Source organism: Chryseobacterium sp. GW821-FHT04C04 (genome assembly GCF_059420365.1).
This window is the reverse complement of the sequence record NZ_JBWKTO010000002.1, coordinates 232264-250226: the sequence shown is the minus strand read 5'-3', so window position 1 is coordinate 250226 and position 17963 is coordinate 232264. Positions and strand designations below refer to the sequence as shown.

Here is a 17963-nt window from a genome sequence, read left to right as displayed (position 1 = left end):
AAATTTAATAAAAAATATTTATGGAAAACCTGCACGACAAAAGAAAAGTGTACGAGAAATCCCAACTTATTGAAAGTGAGATAAAACAAAATCCAATTGAGCAGTTTAGGGACTGGTTTTTGGATGCAAGTGATAGCCCAATGATCTCAGAGGCCAATGCTATGGCTGTTTCTACAATAGAGGAAGATGGCTGTCCGAGAACAAGAATGGTACTTCTTAAAGCATATACCCACGAAGGATTTATTTTTTATACCAATTATAACAGCCGAAAAGGAAAAGCAATAGAAAGCAACCATAAAGCTTGTCTGCATTTTTTCTGGCCTAATCTCGAAAGACAGATCATCATTAAAGCAGATCTTGAGAAAGTGGCAGAAAACCTGAGTGATGGGTATTTTCATTCAAGACCAAAAGGAAGCCAGCTGGGGGCTGCCGTTTCTCCGCAGAGTGAGGTTATTCCCAACAGAGAATTTTTGGAGGAAAAATTGAAAGATCTGGAAAAAGAATACGAAAATAGTGAAGTCCCAAGACCAGTCAATTGGGGCGGATATCTTGCCAGACCTTATGAAATTGAATTCTGGCAGGGGAGACCCAACCGTCTTCATGATAGGATAATCTATCAGCTTGAAGATCTGGATTGGAAGATTTCGAGACTAGCTCCTTAGATTAGAAGCTAGAAATTAGAAGTTAGTGATGTCAGTTTTATAGTAAACTGATTTCCAGAAAAAAGATAAACTTTATACTATCAATAGAAGCGGGCTTTAGCCCGCTTATTTTATTATGAATAATGAGAAGGCTGTAGCCAAAACTTAATAACTCTTAACCACTTAAAAACTCCTTAACGGTTTAATTTCCTCTCACGATTTGAAATAAAAAAAGGCCGTTTCTAAGAAACAGCCCTTGAATTTTTGTAATCTGAATGATTATTTTTTCTTAACACCAGAAACTGCATTTGATAAATCAGCTCCAGCTTTGAATTTAGCAACTTTTTTAGCAGCGATTTTGATCGGTTTTTTAGTTGCAGGGTTGATCCCTTGTCTAGCCGCTCTCTCAGCTACTGAGAAAGTACCGAAACCTACTAAAGAAACTTTTCCATCTTTTTTCTTTAATGTAGTAGTTACGTTACCAATGAAAGATTCTAAAGCAGCCTTTGCTGCAACTTTAGTGATACCTGCATCTTTTGCGATTGCGTCGATTAATTCAGACTTGTTCATAATTTTTAATATTAAAGTTAGTTCGTAATTATAGCAAATATAATACTATTTTCTAATTGTGCAATTTTTTTATTAAAACTTGTAAAATATTTTTACTTTTCGGTGAAAACAGTTAAAATATGATAATTCCACTTTTCACAGAAAATCTACGTTACGCGTTACTAAAATCATGCCAAATGCTTATGTTTATTGACTTTAGCAAAAAGTTAATATTATTTCCTTCATTTATTAAATCCTAAATTGAGTGTAAACAATTAATATTTTTGACCATATGATTATTAAATTTGTAAGCAATTTTCCAATTTCTTGTATTTTTTAAAATTAAACCCCTGTGTTTGTGGGAGTTTTAAAATAAGACGAAAGGCCTATTTTATAAATTTTTATTAATAAATTTGCATCATGTTAATAGAAGTTTTCAAGTCTAAGATTCATAGGGTGAGAGTAACGGCCTCTGACCTTAATTATATAGGGAGTATAACGATAGATGAAGATCTTATAGAAGCTGCCGGCCTGGTAGTAGGAGAAAGAGTCTATATCGTGAATGTAAACAACGGAGAACGTTTTGATACCTACGTTATCAAAGGGAAGAGAAAATCAGGAGAAGTATGTCTGAATGGGCCTGCTGCAAGAAAAGTACAGAGGGATGATATCATTATCATTATCGCTTATGCACAGATGACCCCGGAGGAGGCAAAAGACTTCCAGCCGAAGATCGTTTTCCCGGATGAAAAAACAAATCTTCTTACATAGTCCATGGAGAAGACATCAAAAAAACCAGTAAAATCAATACTAACAATAGTAATATCGCTTGCTTTTGCAGGCTTTTTTTTATGGCTTGCCTTAAGAGGGCTTGATTTTAAAGTCATTCAGAAGTCACTGGCAAAGGCCAATTATCTTTGGGTATTATTTGCTTCTGTCTTTGGACTTCTTGCTTATTGGTTCAGGGCTATTCGCTGGAACCTGATGCTGGAACCCATGGGATATAAAATTTCGAATTCCAATTCCCTTTGGTCCATATCATTTGGATATCTGATGAATCTTACTATTCCAAGAAGCGGTGAAGTGGCAAGAGCTACAGCTTTATATGGAGTGGAAAAAGTACCTGTGGATAAATCTTTTGGGACTATCATTCTGGAAAGAGTGGTTGATTTGGTTTGTATGCTCGGTTTTTTAGGATTGACTTTATTGTTTAAATATGATGCAATTCTGGCGTTCTATAAAAACTCCGGAATAAATATGAATCCTAATAAGATCTTATTGATTTTTTCAATTCTGATTGTAGGAACAGTCTTATTTTTTGTATTCAAAAAGAAACTTTCAGGAATTCCATTTTTAGGAAAAGTTGTTCATTTTATTGATGGAATTTTTCAAGGATTAACTTCCATTTTCAAATTAAAAGAAAAAGGAAAATTCATTCTTTATACATTAGGAATCTGGATTTGTTATTACCTGGCAGCTTATCTGGTTTGCTTTGCGCTTCCTGAAACATCTGCATTTACCTTTGCTGACGGTTTCTTCATTATTGTTGTGGGAACATTGGGAATGATTATTCCTGCCAGTGGGGGAATTGGAGCTTATAATCTTGCAATGAAATACGGTTTTATGGCTCTTTTTATTGCAGTAGGGAAAAGCGCAGATCTGGGGGGCGAAATGGGGCTTACCTATTCCTTTATTTCTTTACCGCTGCAGATTGTGATTATGCTGGTGATGGGGTTGATTTCCATTCCTATGCTGGCAAAAGCAAGAAATGCTGCCACTTCAGATAAAAATTTTGAAGATTAATTCAACATACTTTTAGACAATGCAAGGTTCAGTTTTTTAATTGGACCTTTTTTTATGGTCATTTTGTGACTTAAATAGTCTTAATTGAGCTGTGAGGATCATTTTTCTGTCAATAAATTTGGTCAATTCGCAAATCACTTCTATCTTAATGCAAAAAATAATCATAATATAAAACACTATGGCAATTAATCTACAGAAAGGACAAAAGATCGAGATAGGCTTGACTAAAATGACGATTGGATTGGGCTGGGACCCGAATGAAGGAACCGGTTATGACTTCGATCTGGATGCTTCTGCAATCATGATTGATTCTGACAGAAAATTAGTAAGCGAAGAGTATTTTGTTTTTTACAATAATCTGCAGTCTCCGGACGGAGCACTTACTCATACAGGAGATGATCCTAGTGGAAAAAACAGTGATGGTGACGATGATGAAGCTATTGTTATAGATCTGGATAAAGTAGACTCAAGAGTCGAAGAGATCCTTTTTGTGGTCACCATAGAAGATTTTGAAAGAAGAAGACAGAATTTCGGACAGGTAAGAAACTCTTATATCAGAGTGGTAGACAATCATTCCAACCAGGAAATTGCAAAGTATGAGCTGGATGAAGATTTCTCTATTGAAACAGGAGTAGAATTCGGAAGACTGTACAAAAGAAATGGCAGCTGGAAATTTGAAGCTTCAGGGATTGGATATAGAGCAGACCTTGGTTTCTTCCTTGAAAAATACTATAAAGGGCAAATCATCAAATAAAATCATCAAATACACAAAACGATAACTATGGCAATTAATTTACAGAAAGGACAAACAATAGATTTAAGAAAGAATGACCGCGGAGAAAGCGTTTATGATCTTTCAAAAGTAACCATTGGTTTAGGATGGGATGTAAGGAAGCAGGGCAGCGGATTCTTTGGGAAACTGTTCAGTAAAGAAGCTGAATATGACCTTGATGCAGTAGCTTTTCTTCTTGATGGCAACGGGAAAGTAGCCAATCTTGGAAGAACAGTACAGACCAATGATGGAAGACAAATGGGACTTTATCAGGGAGATGTGGTTTTCTTCAATTCGATGCAGCACCCTAGCGGAAATGTATGGCTTACAGGAGACAACAGAACCGGAGCGGGAGATGGAGATGATGAACAGATCATTGTGAAACTGGACCAGCTGGATCAGAGTTATCAGAAAATTGTGTTCCTTGTTACCATTTATCAGGGAAAAACCAATAATCAGCATTTCGGAATGATCGAAAATGCATTTATCCGTGCCGTAGATGCTGCAGGAAAAGAAATTACAAAATATAGTCTTTCTGGTGATTCAAGTATGAATGGCATGTGCGCCATGGTTTTTGCAGAAGCATACCGTCATAATGGAGACTGGAAATTCCGTGCAGTGGGAGAGCCGCATCATACAGATAACTTTATAGATATTCTGAGACAGCAGTACTCTTATTCCAACTAAATTCTCGATTTTTTTCAACTCACATAAAAGCCGGCGGAGGAAGTCGAAGACTTCCTCCGCCGGCTTCAGAATTAATACTTGTCTATAATGAGCAGGAGATTATTAGCTTATTTTTTATTAGATACTTCAGGTTCTATGAATGGAGAACCTATTCAGGCATTGAACAACGGATTCAACGGCCTTATAAGTATGCTTCGTGCAGATCCTCAGGCGATGGACAGTCTGCATTTGAGTGTCATTACCTTCGATAGAGAGGTTAAGAATATTATACCATTAACAGATCTGGCGGGTTTTTACCCGATGGAAATTACCTGCCCGGATAGCGGACCTACTCATACAGGAGCTGGATTGGAAATGGTTTCCGAATTGGTTCAGAAAGAAATTATAAAAGAATCAGCCGATGAAAAGGGAGACTGGCAGCCGTTACTATTTATATTTACGGATGGAAAGCCTTCGGATATTCAGAAGTACAGACAGATGATTCCTGTAATCAGAGGATTGGAATTTGGTGCCATCGTAGGGTGTGCAGCAGGTCCGAAAGCAGATGAACAGTTTCTGAAAGAACTGACGGATCATGTAGTCAAACTAGATACTACAGATGCCATTACTCTTTCTTCTTTTTTCAAGTGGGTGAGTTCTTCCATTACACAGGGAGGGCAATCTCAGAATACGGGAGAAAATATCACCTTACCTCCGCCACCATCGGAGCTTACTATTATTATTTAAAAAATTGTCTTTACAATATGAGAAGACTGCCTATTTATTTTTTAGTAGATATCTCCGAATCTATGGTAGGAGAGCCTATTGAGCAGGTACAGGAAGGTATCGCTAATATCATCAGGGAATTAAAAAAAGATCCCTATTCATTGGAAACCGTTTATATTTCCGTGGTAGGTTTTGCCGGAGAAGCAGAAGTGATTACTCCCATGCAGGATATTATCAGTTTTTATCCGCCTAAGATTCCGATCGGAAGTGGAACATCACTTTCCCAGGGCTTAATTAAAGTAATGGATTGTATCGACAGGGATATCGTGAAAACAACCTATGAACGAAAAGGAGACTGGAAGCCCATTGTTTTTCTGTTCACGGATGGAGTGCCTACTGATGATGCCACCAAAGCCATTGAAAGATGGACTCATAAATACAGTGGAAAACCCAATACGATTGCGGTATCCATAGGTGAAAATACCAATTATAAACTTCTCGGTTCTTTAGCCGATAATGTATTATTATTCAATAACTCTGATGAAAATTCCTATAAAGAATTTTTTAAATGGGTAACGGATTCTATTAAAACAACCAGCCAGAGTGTCACGGAAGCGAAAAAAGAAGGAATTAACCTATCCAAGATCGATTCTCTTATTCTGGAAAAAGTAGATCCCGAAATGGAACAGAAATTCCCGGACAATAATTTTGTAGTGTTGAACGGAAAATGCCAGGAAACGGAAAAGCTTTATCTGATGAAATTTAAAAAAGCTTTCACAGAATCAAGCATTCCGGGAATGGCTACAAGATATTACAGATTGGATGGAGCTTATAAAATTGATGAAAAAGCCTACTACAGACTTTCTTCGAATCATAAAACTTCCCTTAAAATTAATATAGAAGAATTGGAAGGAGGTACTTCATGTCCTCACTGTGCGAACCCCATTGCATTGGCTACCTGCTCGTGTGGTGGTATTCACTGCCTGAGGGGAGAAGGATATAGCAAATGTCCATGGTGTGGAACTTCAGATTATTACGGATTTTCTGGTGGAGGATTTGATATTAACAGAACTCTGGGCTAATGATGGGCAAATTTTTCAAGAAATCAGCCTCTGACTCTAAGCCAAAGACTATGGAGCAAGCTGTTGTTTATAAAGAAAAAGAAGAGTTTAAAGATGCCCATTGGGTGCTGAAGAACGCCAGTGCAAAAAAGTTCTATGAATTCAGCCTTGACATGGAAGACTTTCCCAATATAAAAATTCAGAAGATCGGAAATCTGGAAGAAACGGGGCTTACTTTTGAAAATAATACCATTTCGGGAACTCCGGTTACGAATAATATGTATCATCTGGACGTTCAGTTTTATCACATTCATGATCAGGACCAGATTGAAATAAAGAAGATCCAGCTTTTTGTAAACGCAGATCCGAAAGACTTGTGGAAAAATATTCCAAGCGATAAAAATGCTGCTTTTTATAAATCTGAAGAAGACTCCTTCAAAGGTTCATTTTCAGACAAAAAAATGGTGGTTGCTTCCAAAAGAGGGCGTTCCCATGCTCATGAAGGAAAATTCCGTGAAGATGATTTTGCAGTAAATAGGCTTCCTGCAGACTGGAGTATTATTTCTGTTTCAGATGGGGCGGGCTCGGCTAAGGCTGCCAGAGAAGGTTCAAGATTGGCTACGGCAACGATTAATCAGTTTTTCAATTCACAGGAAATAATAAACCAAATTGAAAACAATATCAATCGTATGTACGCTACTGAATTTTCCGATAAGGAACGTTCGGAAGCAGAATCCAATATCATCAATCTTTTGTTGGAAGGCGTTTTGGATGTTTATAAAACATTAGAAAAAACAGCAGCAGAAAATGCGTTGTCTGTAAATGATCTGCATGCAACCCTTATTTTTACATTGCTTAAAAAGTTCAGTTTTGGATATGTCATTTTGAGCTTTGGAGTAGGAGACTGCCCGATCAACCTTATCAATGCTGACTTTTCCGAAGTGAAACTCTTAAATCAGATGGATGTTGGAGAATTTGGAGGAGGGACCCGTTTTATCACCATGAAAGAAATTTTCAATGATCAGATAGCTTCCCGTTTTAGAATAACCTGTGTGGATGATTTTTCTTATCTCGTGCTGATGACGGATGGTATTTATGATCCTAAATTTACCACAGAAAACAAACTGGAAGATACCGAAAGCTGGAAGTCCCTTTTTGAAGACCTGGCCGGAAACAACGATGACCGGACGAAAGCAGACTTTATCAACGATGAAAAAATTGATGAACAGCTTCTCCTATGGAGCGATTTCTGGAGCAGAGGAAATCATGATGACCGTACATTGGCCATAATCTATTAATACCATGAAAAAGACCATTAAGGTTGTTTCTGTCCTGAACACAGCCAAATCGTATGAATACATAGACGAAAATCCCATCCGGGGTGGGGTGAAAGATGTTTATTTTTCGCCTGATAGAGACTATGTGGTAGCTTTTTACCGCAGTCCGTTGGATGAAGGGCAAAAAGAAAGAATCATGAGAATTGTTTCTACCTATCTGCAGAGTATACAGAATGGAAATACCTCCGAATACTTTTTAAACGAAATTTTCAGATGGCCTTACGATATTGTTGAAAGAAACAAACTCACAGGAATTGTGGTTCCTGTTTACCATCATAAATTTTATTTTGCCAAAGGATATATCGGTTCAGATAATATCCAGGGACAGGATAAAGTAGGGAAATGGTTTACCGCTCCGATGTTCAGAAATCAGCAGTATCCGTTAAGACTGGATCCGTCTGAACTGGGGGATTGGCTGAGCTATTTTCAGATTGCCGTCAATATCAGCAGAGGAGTAAAAAAATTACATCAGATGGGGCTGGCACATTCTGATCTGTCCTATAATAATATTCTGGTGGATCCTGTTTCAAAATCTGCCTGTATTATTGATATAGACGGTTTGGTTGTTCCAAAACTTTTTCAACCTGAAGTCATAGGAACCGCAGATTTTATTGCTCCTGAAGTTTTAAAGACCAAACATCTGAGTCTTCAGGATCCCAAACGACACCTGCCCAATCAAAAAACAGACCTTCATGCTCTTGCTGTTTTGATGTATATGTATCTCCTGAGAAGGCACCCATTGCGTGGAGGGAAAATCTGGGATCTGGATTCCGAAAAAGATGAAATTTTATCCATGGGAGAAAAAGCCTTATTTATAGAAAATCCGGAAGATTCCTCCAATCATGTAAAAGCAGATCATCTCAGAAAATGGGATGCATTCTGGGGTGATCCGCAAAATATTCCTTATACCATAACAGGTCCCTACCTTTCAGATCTGTTCAGGAAAACATTTATAGACGGACTGCATGACCCTATCAGACGTCCTACAGCCAACGAATGGGAAAGCGCCTTATTGAAAACCGTAGACCTGATACAGCCTTGTCATAATTCCAATTGTGCCGAAAAATGGTATGTCTTTGATAATACCAGCAAGCCCAAATGTCCTTTCTGTGGAACACCTCATCAGGGAACATTACCGGTTTTGGATCTGTATTTTAAATTTGATGATGAGGTATGGAAGCCGGAAAATCACAGATTGATGGTCTATCACAATCAGTATTTATTCAAGTGGCATGTTTCCCGAAAAGTGATAAGAAATGAAAATCTTACCATGCAGGATAAAATGCCGGTGGGCTACTTTACCTTCCATCAGGAAAAATGGGTATTGGTAAATCAAGGGTTATCCGGAATGAAAGATGTCACAGAGCAAAAAGAAATTCCACCCGGTTCCATGGTTGAGCTTACAGATGGTAAAAAAATATTGCTTTCTGCAGAAGAAGGCGGAAGACTGATCTATGTGACCATGGCGAATCAGTAAACGGTCATTGCGAACGTAGTGAAGCAATCTCAAATAAAAAACAGGATTATGTATTTTGTTCCCACAGATTTTTCAGATCTCGCAGATGATTGTGTCTATTTGTGCTCGCTTATTTGTGAAATTTGTGTTTGAATCAAAGGAAAATTCAACGGATTTAGCCCAAACTAAAATGATCTCACTTTACTGCTTTTCAGTTTCCATAAAATAAGAATACTCATCTTCATCCACGATTCTGAACCCTAGACTTGTATAAAGATGCTGGGCCTTATTCGTTTTTAAAACACTTAATGACACTGTTTTTCCTGCTAATGAAGCTTCCTCCAGAATATCAGACAAAATCTTTTTTCCAAGTCCTTTTCCTTGCTGGCTGGGATCAATCTGAAGTTGAAGGACCTCAATGTTGGTAAATGTTCTGTCTAGTTTTAACAGTCCGATGGGATGATTGTTTAAAAGAATGATATTGGCTTTTTCAAACTGATAGAGAACTCTTTGCATAGTTGTTTCCCGGTCGGTAGAAAGTCCTGAAGTTTTATAATGAGGATTCATGGTTTTCATTCTGAGATCAAGAAGAAAATCAATATCGGTATCATCAGCTTTTTTGTAGTGAAGATCAAGATTCATATTCAAAAATAAAAATTAGTGTGTCTACTTTAATGCAATTTTCAGTCCCATTTCTTCTTTCATGTACAGCAAAACCTCAGCATTTCCTCTGGCATCATCTACCGGATTGTGCGTGTGTTCAGTCTTGCGAAGATGCTTCCATTGGGAAAAAGTATCTTTTTCCAATCCACAATAAAGGTCAGAAAGCCTCCTGGAAGAAAAACCAAAAGGATTTCTCCCGATAAAATGATGAAAATACCAGCAGATAAACATCCAGTCGAAACCATTATTATCACTGATGAAAATAGGTCTGCCTTTGGAATTTGTTTTAATCCAGTCTTCAAAGGCAAGCATTACTTCTTCAGGATCATCAAAATTCATTGTTTCTTCCCTGCTGAAACCAGAAACAGCCAAAGCATCAGGATTGAATTTTTCAGAAACAGGTTTCAGTTTTCCATAAAAAGTAGTGTCAAGTTCTTCATTAACGAGTACTGCCCCGAAACAAACCATTGAAAAATCGCCGGGAATGGGGCCGTCCGACTCTATGTCAACCATGATATAGCTCATTGGAAATAGTTTTTAAGAGAACGAAGATATTGAAATAAGCTGAGAGATGGAAGGTGGAGGTAGGAAGCTGGATGCTATTTTTGTGTTGTAAAGAACTTTTGTATTTTTTAATTTTAACTTCTGTTTAAAAAAAATCCCATCAAAAAAGTTCATCAGTTCATCGTCTGACAAAACTTCCGTGCTCCGACTCCCATCTTTATATTAGCTCAAAAAAGCCTCTTTTCCCGATTTTTATTTTGGTTTGAGGGATAGGTTCCATTTCTTCATTTGGATCCGTTATTTTAGCGTTATTGATTTGAATTGCTCCATTTTCAATTAATCTTCGAACCGCCGATTTGCTGAGATCATTTTTAAGCTGATGACAAAGTTCAAGAAGAGATATTTTATTTTGAATACTTTTCAAAGAACGGATAGAAACAGATTGATATACTTTCTCTTCAAAATTTTTATTCTGAAACTGATTGATAAAGAATTGTTCTGCATTTTCTGCTGAAGCTGCATCATGGTATTGGCTGATGATATTTTTAGCCATCAGTTTTTTGATATTCATAGGATTTTCACCTTCTGCCATCCTGGAGATAAGTGCTGTTTTTTCTTCCGTAGAAAAATCGGTGGTCAGGTTGATAAATTCTTCAATCAGTGCATCCGGAATAGACATCGTTTTTCCAAACATTTCATTGGGTTCATCTGTCAGCCCAATAATATTATTCAGGGATTTGCTCATTTTTTCCTTTCCGTCAAGGCCTCTCAGCAAGGGCATACACATGACAATCTGAGCCGGCATTTGATGAACTTCCTGAAGCTGCCTTCCCATCGTACAGTTGAAAAGCTGATCCGTACCTCCCATTTCAATATCACATTCAATTTTTACAGAATCAAAACCCTGAAGAATAGGGTATACCAGTTCATGCATCGCAATAGGCGTGTTTTCTGTAAACCTTTTATTAAAATCATTACGCTGCATCAATTGGGCAACGGTCACTTTGGAAAGCAATTGGATAACCTCTGAAAAACTAAGTGCATCCAGCCAGTCAGAATTGAAAACAATCTTTGTTTTCTGAACATCAATCACTTTGGAAAGTTGATTGATATATGTCTGGGCATTATGCTGTACATCTCCGGCACTTAAAGGTTTTCTTGCTTTATTTTTTCCGGTAGGATCACCAATTCTTGCTGTAAAGCTGCCTACGATGATAATGATCTGATGCCCCAGATCCTGAAACTGTTTCAGCTTTTTGAGGACCACTGCATGCCCCAGATGTAAATCCGGAGCCGTGGGATCAAACCCCAGTTTAATAGAAAGCTTTCTATTTTCCTTTTTGGCTTGGGCAAGTTTTTCTTCCAGACCGTTTTCCGGCAGGATGATAGCCACATTTTCTTGTAATGGATGAATCATGTTGAATAGTTTTAAAATGAAAAAAGCCCGGACAGGTACTGTCCGGGCTCTATATATGTTAGATTATTTTATTGGATTACAGATATAGAAAGTCTTCCCGAACGATAGCCCGGAGTGTAATATTCACTGAAGAATGGAAGACGTAGTATACTGTTTAAATGTTTCATTGTGATGCAAATGTAACAGGAATTTCCTGAGGAGCCAATATTTAAACCATTAAGACGTATTGCAGGGTTATAACAAGATTTGTTTTTAAGAAAAAACTTAACCATCCATCTATCTTAATGGCTTAAAATAATGGTTCAAAACAATTTTACTTGCGATTTTTGAAGCCAATTTCATGCCATAAATCCCTTAAAAGCAAAATACAGGATAAAGATGTAAAAACTGTATTTTATTATTCTCTTCGTCAGTTGGTAGGAAGCCCGTAAAACTGGGCTGATGCTTTGTTTTTCAGTAAGTGTTTTCATAGAAAAAAATTAATAATGTAAGGTAATTATATACAATTTTATACTAATCATGATATTTAATTATTATGACTCTGTTATTCTGAATGCAACGAAGTGAAATGAAGAATCTAAGCCATATATGAGATTCTTCCTTCGTCAGAATGACAACAGTATAAAATTCTATATAGTCACCTAATTCATTACATAATCAGAGTATAAATTTCTTATTTGATCTTTCCATATTTCAAGATTTTCTGAGGAAGTTTTATCTGCTTTGTCAAAAAATAAATGGCTGATGATTTCCAGCCCGGAATAGATGAAAATACCATTGTCAGAGGTTAAAGTGAGTGCTTTATCCATCCCTGTTTTTTCATATTCTTCATGAGATTTTCCGTGGGTATTGATAATCACAGTCTTTTTGCCTTTCAGAAGTCCTTTCTGTATACCCTGGTCATAGCGGTAGGCAAAACCATAGCTGAAAACACGGTCTATATACCCTTTCATTATAGCCGGAAGACCTGTCCACCAGATAGGATAAATAAAAGTAATCTGTTCTGCCCATAAAATATGCTCCTGTTCGGTTTTTACATCATCTGATATCTTTCTCATGCGTTGTCCATGCATATCTTCCAAAGAAAATACAGGATCGAAACCAATTTTATAAAGATCTCTTACAATAACCTCCTGATTGCGGGATTGGAGTGTTTCAACAACAGTGTTTAAAAGACTATGATTTAAACTGTTTTCATTAGGATGTGCGTAAATGATTAAATGTCTCATTGTTTTGATTGTTAAGATTAATGAGACAAATGTAGGACGGTGTACTTTTCAAAAATTGTAAGAAAACGAAACGGCCTATTCAGATTTTGGATTACAGATCTCCTGCTGGAATTTTAAATACTGAGCAGGTGAAATGTTGATAAAATGCTTGAAATCATGGATGAGCTGGCTTTGATCATAGTAACCACACTCAGCAATGATATCAAACCACTTTACTTTATGCTGTTTTCCGATTCTTTCTTCAAGGGCTTTTATCGCTTTTAAAAAACGATTATAGCGGGTAAGCTCTTTTAAAGAATATCCAAACTGCTCTTTCTGTTTGCGCTGGATATTTCTTTCGGTCTGATGGGTTTGTGCTGCGATCACTTTGATTGGATTAAAAAAATCGTTTTCAAAACTGCTCAAAAGCTTACTGGTAGTGTCCTGATGCTGAAGATAAGGTCTGCAGAACTCAAGGATATGACTCACTTGCTCTGCGATGGAATGCAATCCTGTCAGCTGATGCCACAGATCGGTAAAACAGTTTTCGCTCAGCAATTCGTCAGGATGCCTTATGGATTGTTCAATGGATACTTTTCCAAAAAATCTGAAAAATGCATCATCTTTAAAATTGGCAACCAAAATGGAACAGCCTGCCGGAAGCGTATAGTCAAAAGCCTGCCTTACCGGACCGAATACCATACATTTATCAACTCCAATAATTGTTTTTTCCCGGGTAGACATCGCTGCACTTTCTCCAAAACAAAATAACAGAATCGTCTGATAAGTGGGAAGAAGTGTTTTTGTAACCGGAGTTTTTGAAGTGTTTTCAGCAAAATAAAAATGGGTGAATACATTTTCAAATTCCTGTGGAACTGAAATTCTGCACTCATTGTATTCCGGACGTAATTCCATAAGCCTGAAAATTAAGCGGAGAGGTATTTTGTCATTTTATAATTGGTCATAGCAATCCCTTTTACATAGACCGTCTGTTCTTTGACCACTTGAAATCCTATTTTTTCAAAAAAAGGTCTGGCTGTTTTGCTTACCTCTGCCATGAGTTGTTTTTCATGATGTTGAAGAGCTTCTTGTTCAATCAAACTGTAAAGCAAAGATGCTATTCCTTTATGTTGATAATCTTTGTGTACAAAAAGAAGATCAATATAATTTCCCTGATCGAGAGTGCAGAAACCAGCCATCTGACCGCTACTTACTACAATTAAAACATATTGATTGCTGATCACATTCATCCATCTTTCTTCATTTTCAGCACCAGATTTCCAGGCCTCAATCTGTTGAGGATCATAGTCTTTTTTACAGATTTCATCTATAGTTTCTGTAAAAAGCTGCTGCATTTCAGGAAGATCATTTATTTCTCCTTTTCTGATGATGAGGTTACGATTATCGGATATATTGCTGTTCATAAAGCTGCTGCTGTTCTTTATTGAGAAGTGGATAAAAAAGGTTCATCTGAAGAAGGGTATAATGCTGTATGGCTTCTTTTGGGTTAAGCTTTAAAATCAGTCTGTTGTGGGTAAGCCAGTTGTCTGCAATGATAAAGATCTGCTCGGTAAGGCACCCGATGATAAAGCTGGGCACATCCTTTTGAAATACATTGTTTTTTTGGAGGTCTGAAAATATCAGTTCAAATTCTTCTTTTCTGCTAAAATTAATGCCTTCATACCGGGATTCTACGTCAGGCATTGTATTGAGAATATCGATGAAATTGATAAATATAAAACGGTAAGAATAAAAGATTTCGCAGGTAGAGTAGGTGAACTGGTAAAGGTCTTCCAGGGTTTTATTCTCCAACTTTTTCATTTGGTTCAAAAGTTCATCCATTTTCAGGGTAAGCTCTGCAAAAAGGATCTTAATAATGTCTTCCGAATGTTTGAAATGATAGTGCAAATTTCCCGCACTGATGTTGAGTTCAGCTGCAATATGCCTTGTAGTAATATTGTTATAGCCCTTATCATTAAATAGTTCCAGTGCTTTGGACAGAATTTTATCCTTGGTCTTCATATTTCAAAGATAAGAATATCAAAGTGGATATAAATCATATTTTTAAAATTAGAACAAATGTTCTAATTTGATATATTTGCAGTATCAAATTTTGTGATAATGGAAGGAAAACAAAAATTCGATTACGAAACAGCAGAGAAAAACGGAAAGGAAAATAAAACAGATCCCCAGGAAATGATTTCGAAAATCCTGCAGGTAATCCTTGGGATCATTATGGCTGTGCTTCATATGTAATGAAAAAGAGAATTTCCTTTTGGTTTCTGCTGGGATTGGCAGTTTGGGGAGCAGTGATTGTATTGAGACAAAACGGAATTTATATTCCGTTTCTTAATGATTATTTTACAGATTGTATCACCGTTCCTATGTATTGCTATCTGATAGAGTATATCATGAACGGTGTATTAGGCTGTCACTGGAAACCTGATTTGAAGTTTGTACTGACTTCAGTGCTTTATCTGTCTTTTTTATTTGAAGTGCTTTGTCCGAAATTATCCAGCCATTTTACCGGAGATTTTTATGATGTATTCGCTTATTTCATAGGGGGAATGATGTACTGCTTTTTTAAGTTCAAGATATTCAATCGTAAAATACATAAAAAAGCCAACAGTTCTCCATCGTAAAAAGAAGCTGTTGGCTGTGGTATAGTTTTTATCCTGGTCAAAAATAATTGTGGCAGAAGCAAGTTTAGTTGTTGCCGCCAGCTCTGTTGGATTCTTCAAACTTCACTTGCTTGGTAGCTCCTTTCACATTGTTGTTTCCAAATTTGTAGGTAAGAGAAAGATGAACGTTTCTGGTGATTCCTTTGTACTGGTAATCAATATTGTAAGTAGGGTAATATTCTATCCCTTTTTCACGATTGGTATTCAGGATATCATTTAAGTACAGATTGACCAATAGTTTTTTATCCATAAAAGCCAGTTTCATCCCTGTATACAGTGAAGCATTGGTATAATAATAAGTATTTCCGTCTCTGTTGGGAAGACTTCCCCAAAGCCCAAGCATAAGAGTGACCGTTTTCTCCTTGTTAAGGAAAAAGCTGTTGTCAATATTAAGATTGGCACTGTATCCAGCCGGCGCAGGAAGAATCAATGGATCATAAGATTTTGATTTTGTATAGTATCCGTTGACAAAAATGGTAGATTCCAGCCATTTCAGTTTGTTGTAATTATAACTGATATTGACTCCTGCCTGGTCTTCATTATAGAAGTTTTTGGAAATCGTATATCTGTAGTTGCCATCTACCATCTGAATTCGGTCCCAGTTGTCTTTGTTGTAATTATAATATAAAGTGATATTAAGATTATTGTTTAAAACATATCCGAATTCAAAATTGTCTGAAAAGGAAGGCAAAAGATAAGGGTTACCAGTGGTGTATTCATACTCCGAAGTATAATACTTGAATGGATTCAGGTTGCCAAAATAAGGACGTGAAATCCTGCGTGAATAGTTAAGAGAGAACGAATGATTCTCATTGGGCTTATAGCTGATATAGGCAGTAGGGAAAAATTTCCCATACTTGATGTTCGCTGAGGTATTATCATTCATAGAAACTCCCTCCAATGTTGTATATTCATAACGAAGCCCCGCCTTTGCATCCCATTTTTCACTGATCTTAAAATTGGTAGAGAAATATGCTGCAAAATTCTCCTCATTATAAAAGAAAGTATTGGTTCTTCCTGAATTCAGATTATACTGTCCGTTTTTGATATCAAAGAAATTAAATTCAGAATCATTTTTAATCTTGGTATACTTTATACCAGACTCTGTCTTGACTTTAGCAAACGTTTTTTCAAGATCAGCCTGTCCGGAATAGATCCTGTATTTACTGATAGGATTGGCCATTGTAGAAATCGTTTCCGAAGTAATGGTATTGGAGAAATTTCTTGCATTGGAATTATTAAGCATCAGATTCGCTGTAATAGTAAGCTTACCTCCTGCACTATCCAGCTTTGTTTCATAAAATGCCGTTGCATTGTGAACATCCCTGCTGTTTCTGTTCCTGTAGTTAGAAAGAATATTAAGCAGCCCTTCATCATTGAATCTGGTTGCCTGGCTTTCTCCCTTTTCCAAAGGATTACTGTGCGAGTAGTTATAGTTGATCCCTATAAGGTTTTTATCATTGATCTTGTATTCTGTCTTTACGTTTCCACCTTTGTACTTATAATTATTAAGGGTCTGGGTATCTCTGTTCCAGTAATCATTATTCGTAGTACCGGAAAGATAATTATAAGTAGTATAGTACCAGTAGTTATCTCCTAGGGATAAATTTGTGCTTATAGACAGCTTTTCTCCCTGATAATTAAAGGAAGCTCCACTTCTTGAGGATACAGTAGGTCTGTTCCAAAAATAATTTCCCGAAGTCTGGATAGAACCATTCCAGCCCAGATTGGCATTTTTCTTAAGCACAATATTGATCAGTCCGCTTTTTCCTTCAGCATCATATTTGGCAGGCGGAGTGGTAATCACTTCGATCTTCAGAATATCATCAGAACGAAGTGTCTTCAGATAATTGATAAGTTCCTGTCCATTCAGGTTAAGAAGCCTGTCATTGATCATAACGGCTACATTACTTTTTCCGGCAATACTTATTGCATCATCGCTGGTTTTTACCATCGGTGTTTTGGCGAGTGCCTCTATAGCATCTATTCCCTGAGAGGCTACAGAATTTTCCACATTAAAAACCAGACGGTCTACTTTTCTTTCGAATAATTTTTTCTTTGCAGTAACAGTTACACCCTCTATTTTCTGTTCGGTAACAGGCACATCCTTAATTTGTAAATCTTTTCTATAGGCGCCTTTTACGCTAATTTTTTCACTGTTGGTTTTTATCCCGTCTTTTATAATTTCAAATAAATAATCTCCGTCTTCTTTTAAAGGAATTCTAAACATTCCTTTGTCATCCGTGATGGCTGAAAATTTCACATCATTTTTTGTAATCAGTACCTCAGTTTCCATCGCCGGCTTATTATCCTTGTCTGTAATAATCCCTTCAACGCTTTGTGCAAAAAGAAAAGACGTGGAAATAAGACCTAAAAGAATGACAATCTTTCGCATAGTTTTGTTTTAATACAAGACAATTATTCAATCTATGTTATTACATTCATCAGTGAAAAATTTATTTTAATAATGATTAATATT

20 protein-coding genes are annotated in these 17963 nt (G+C 36.8%); 11 read left to right on the top strand and 9 right to left on the bottom strand.

The features are described 5' to 3' along the window. The first annotated feature begins 20 nt into the window (after positions 1-20). Positions 21-662 carry a pyridoxamine 5'-phosphate oxidase gene (gene pdxH, locus AC07UM_RS07320; protein WP_494681883.1) on the top strand — a complete coding sequence of 214 codons (642 nt, stop codon included), beginning with the start codon at positions 21-23 and terminating at the stop codon, positions 660-662. Positions 663-920: 258 nt separating this feature from the next. On the opposite strand, the gene AC07UM_RS07315 is transcribed toward pdxH, so the two are convergent. Further along, entirely contained in the window at positions 921-1211 is a 291-nt protein-coding gene (locus tag AC07UM_RS07315; RefSeq protein WP_034748416.1) for an HU family DNA-binding protein, read from the bottom strand. 399 nt (positions 1212-1610) lie between these two features. Between AC07UM_RS07315 and panD the strand changes: the two genes are divergently transcribed. The 8 genes from panD (at position 1611) to AC07UM_RS07275 (ending at position 9032) form a co-directional block, all read left to right on the top strand. Then, on the top strand, positions 1611-1961 hold the full coding sequence (gene panD / locus AC07UM_RS07310; RefSeq protein WP_029294648.1) for an aspartate 1-decarboxylase: 351 nt from the start codon (positions 1611-1613) through the stop codon (positions 1959-1961). Positions 1962-1964: 3 nt separating this feature from the next. Beyond that, positions 1965-2993, top strand: coding sequence for a lysylphosphatidylglycerol synthase transmembrane domain-containing protein (locus AC07UM_RS07305; protein ID WP_494681882.1), 1029 nt, complete (start codon positions 1965-1967; stop codon positions 2991-2993). Positions 2994-3171: 178 nt separating this feature from the next. Then, positions 3172-3747 (top strand): TerD family protein, encoded by a 576-nt coding sequence (locus tag AC07UM_RS07300; RefSeq protein WP_494681881.1) that lies wholly within the window; start codon positions 3172-3174, stop codon positions 3745-3747. Positions 3748-3774: 27 nt separating this feature from the next. Then, positions 3775-4452 carry a TerD family protein gene (locus AC07UM_RS07295; RefSeq protein ID WP_494681880.1) on the top strand — a complete coding sequence of 226 codons (678 nt, stop codon included), beginning with the start codon at positions 3775-3777 and terminating at the stop codon, positions 4450-4452. 87 nt (positions 4453-4539) lie between these two features. Then, on the top strand, positions 4540-5178 hold the full coding sequence (locus AC07UM_RS07290) for a vWA domain-containing protein (protein WP_494681879.1): 639 nt from the start codon (positions 4540-4542) through the stop codon (positions 5176-5178). 17 nt (positions 5179-5195) lie between these two features. After that, the gene (locus AC07UM_RS07285; protein ID WP_494681878.1) at positions 5196-6239 is read left to right on the top strand and encodes a TerY-C metal binding domain-containing protein; all 1044 of its coding nucleotides are present in this window, start codon (positions 5196-5198) and stop codon (positions 6237-6239) included. Next, a complete protein-coding gene (locus tag AC07UM_RS07280; RefSeq protein ID WP_494681877.1) occupies positions 6239-7516 on the top strand; it encodes a PP2C family serine/threonine-protein phosphatase in 1278 nt (425 codons plus the stop codon). Before AC07UM_RS07285 ends, AC07UM_RS07280 begins: the two co-directional genes overlap by 1 nt. 4 nt (positions 7517-7520) lie before the next feature. Beyond that, entirely contained in the window at positions 7521-9032 is a 1512-nt protein-coding gene (locus AC07UM_RS07275; protein WP_494681876.1) for a helix-hairpin-helix domain-containing protein, read from the top strand. A gap of 180 nt (positions 9033-9212) precedes the next feature. Here AC07UM_RS07275 and AC07UM_RS07270 read toward each other — a convergent pair whose 3' ends face one another. The 7 genes from AC07UM_RS07270 to AC07UM_RS07240 form a co-directional block, all read right to left on the bottom strand. Next, on the bottom strand, positions 9213-9653 hold the full coding sequence (locus AC07UM_RS07270) for a GNAT family N-acetyltransferase (protein ID WP_494681875.1): 441 nt from the start codon (positions 9651-9653) through the stop codon (positions 9213-9215). A 24-nt stretch (positions 9654-9677) separates the two neighbouring features. Next, positions 9678-10199 carry a 3'-5' exonuclease gene (locus AC07UM_RS07265; protein ID WP_494681874.1) on the bottom strand — a complete coding sequence of 174 codons (522 nt, stop codon included), beginning with the start codon at positions 10197-10199 and terminating at the stop codon, positions 9678-9680. 196 nt (positions 10200-10395) lie between these two features. Next, positions 10396-11595 (bottom strand): tyrosine--tRNA ligase, encoded by a 1200-nt coding sequence (gene tyrS / locus AC07UM_RS07260; RefSeq protein WP_494681873.1) that lies wholly within the window; start codon positions 11593-11595, stop codon positions 10396-10398. A gap of 641 nt (positions 11596-12236) precedes the next feature. Continuing rightward, entirely contained in the window at positions 12237-12824 is a 588-nt protein-coding gene (locus AC07UM_RS07255; protein ID WP_494681872.1) for an NAD(P)H-dependent oxidoreductase, read from the bottom strand. 75 nt (positions 12825-12899) lie between these two features. Next, positions 12900-13718: a helix-turn-helix domain-containing protein gene (locus AC07UM_RS07250; protein WP_494681871.1), complete on the bottom strand. Its 819-nt coding sequence runs from the start codon at positions 13716-13718 to the stop codon at positions 12900-12902. 11 nt (positions 13719-13729) lie between these two features. Next, positions 13730-14227: a GNAT family N-acetyltransferase gene (locus AC07UM_RS07245; protein ID WP_494681870.1), complete on the bottom strand. Its 498-nt coding sequence runs from the start codon at positions 14225-14227 to the stop codon at positions 13730-13732. Then, entirely contained in the window at positions 14205-14825 is a 621-nt protein-coding gene (locus AC07UM_RS07240) for a TetR/AcrR family transcriptional regulator (RefSeq protein ID WP_494681869.1), read from the bottom strand. The genes AC07UM_RS07245 and AC07UM_RS07240 overlap by 23 nt, the downstream gene beginning before the upstream one ends. Before the next feature lie 99 nt (positions 14826-14924). Here AC07UM_RS07240 and AC07UM_RS07235 point away from each other — a divergent pair, with 99 nt between their 5' ends. Both AC07UM_RS07235 and AC07UM_RS07230 read left to right on the top strand, forming a co-directional pair. Then, positions 14925-15059 carry a hypothetical protein gene (locus AC07UM_RS07235; protein WP_262697077.1) on the top strand — a complete coding sequence of 45 codons (135 nt, stop codon included), beginning with the start codon at positions 14925-14927 and terminating at the stop codon, positions 15057-15059. Then, entirely contained in the window at positions 15059-15445 is a 387-nt protein-coding gene (locus tag AC07UM_RS07230; protein WP_494681868.1) for a hypothetical protein, read from the top strand. Before AC07UM_RS07235 ends, AC07UM_RS07230 begins: the two co-directional genes overlap by 1 nt. Before the next feature lie 64 nt (positions 15446-15509). Here the strand turns inward: AC07UM_RS07230 and AC07UM_RS07225 are convergent, their stop codons facing one another. After that, a complete protein-coding gene (locus tag AC07UM_RS07225) occupies positions 15510-17879 on the bottom strand; it encodes a TonB-dependent receptor domain-containing protein (RefSeq protein WP_494681867.1) in 2370 nt (789 codons plus the stop codon). Positions 17880-17963 lie beyond the last annotated feature (84 nt).

Bases quoted from the DNA above. Each gene is read 5' to 3' on its own strand.
- pdxH (WP_494681883.1), top strand. From the start codon at position 21: ATGGAAAACCTGCACGACAAAAGAAAAGTGTACGAGAAATCCCAACTT.
- AC07UM_RS07315 (WP_034748416.1), bottom strand. From the start codon at position 1,211: ATGAACAAGTCTGAATTAATCGACGCAATCGCAAAAGATGCAGGTATC.
- panD (WP_029294648.1), top strand. From the start codon at position 1,611: ATGTTAATAGAAGTTTTCAAGTCTAAGATTCATAGGGTGAGAGTAACG.
- AC07UM_RS07305 (WP_494681882.1), top strand. From the start codon at position 1,965: ATGGAGAAGACATCAAAAAAACCAGTAAAATCAATACTAACAATAGTA.
- AC07UM_RS07300 (WP_494681881.1), top strand. From the start codon at position 3,172: ATGGCAATTAATCTACAGAAAGGACAAAAGATCGAGATAGGCTTGACT.
- AC07UM_RS07295 (WP_494681880.1), top strand. From the start codon at position 3,775: ATGGCAATTAATTTACAGAAAGGACAAACAATAGATTTAAGAAAGAAT.
- AC07UM_RS07290 (WP_494681879.1), top strand. From the start codon at position 4,540: ATGAGCAGGAGATTATTAGCTTATTTTTTATTAGATACTTCAGGTTCT.
- AC07UM_RS07285 (WP_494681878.1), top strand. From the start codon at position 5,196: ATGAGAAGACTGCCTATTTATTTTTTAGTAGATATCTCCGAATCTATG.
- AC07UM_RS07280 (WP_494681877.1), top strand. From the start codon at position 6,239: ATGATGGGCAAATTTTTCAAGAAATCAGCCTCTGACTCTAAGCCAAAG.
- AC07UM_RS07275 (WP_494681876.1), top strand. From the start codon at position 7,521: ATGAAAAAGACCATTAAGGTTGTTTCTGTCCTGAACACAGCCAAATCG.
- AC07UM_RS07270 (WP_494681875.1), bottom strand. From the start codon at position 9,653: ATGAATCTTGATCTTCACTACAAAAAAGCTGATGATACCGATATTGAT.
- AC07UM_RS07265 (WP_494681874.1), bottom strand. From the start codon at position 10,199: ATGAGCTATATCATGGTTGACATAGAGTCGGACGGCCCCATTCCCGGC.
- tyrS (WP_494681873.1), bottom strand. From the start codon at position 11,595: ATGATTCATCCATTACAAGAAAATGTGGCTATCATCCTGCCGGAAAAC.
- AC07UM_RS07255 (WP_494681872.1), bottom strand. From the start codon at position 12,824: ATGAGACATTTAATCATTTACGCACATCCTAATGAAAACAGTTTAAAT.
- AC07UM_RS07250 (WP_494681871.1), bottom strand. From the start codon at position 13,718: ATGGAATTACGTCCGGAATACAATGAGTGCAGAATTTCAGTTCCACAG.
- AC07UM_RS07245 (WP_494681870.1), bottom strand. From the start codon at position 14,227: ATGAACAGCAATATATCCGATAATCGTAACCTCATCATCAGAAAAGGA.
- AC07UM_RS07240 (WP_494681869.1), bottom strand. From the start codon at position 14,825: ATGAAGACCAAGGATAAAATTCTGTCCAAAGCACTGGAACTATTTAAT.
- AC07UM_RS07235 (WP_262697077.1), top strand. From the start codon at position 14,925: ATGGAAGGAAAACAAAAATTCGATTACGAAACAGCAGAGAAAAACGGA.
- AC07UM_RS07230 (WP_494681868.1), top strand. From the start codon at position 15,059: ATGAAAAAGAGAATTTCCTTTTGGTTTCTGCTGGGATTGGCAGTTTGG.
- AC07UM_RS07225 (WP_494681867.1), bottom strand. From the start codon at position 17,879: ATGCGAAAGATTGTCATTCTTTTAGGTCTTATTTCCACGTCTTTTCTT.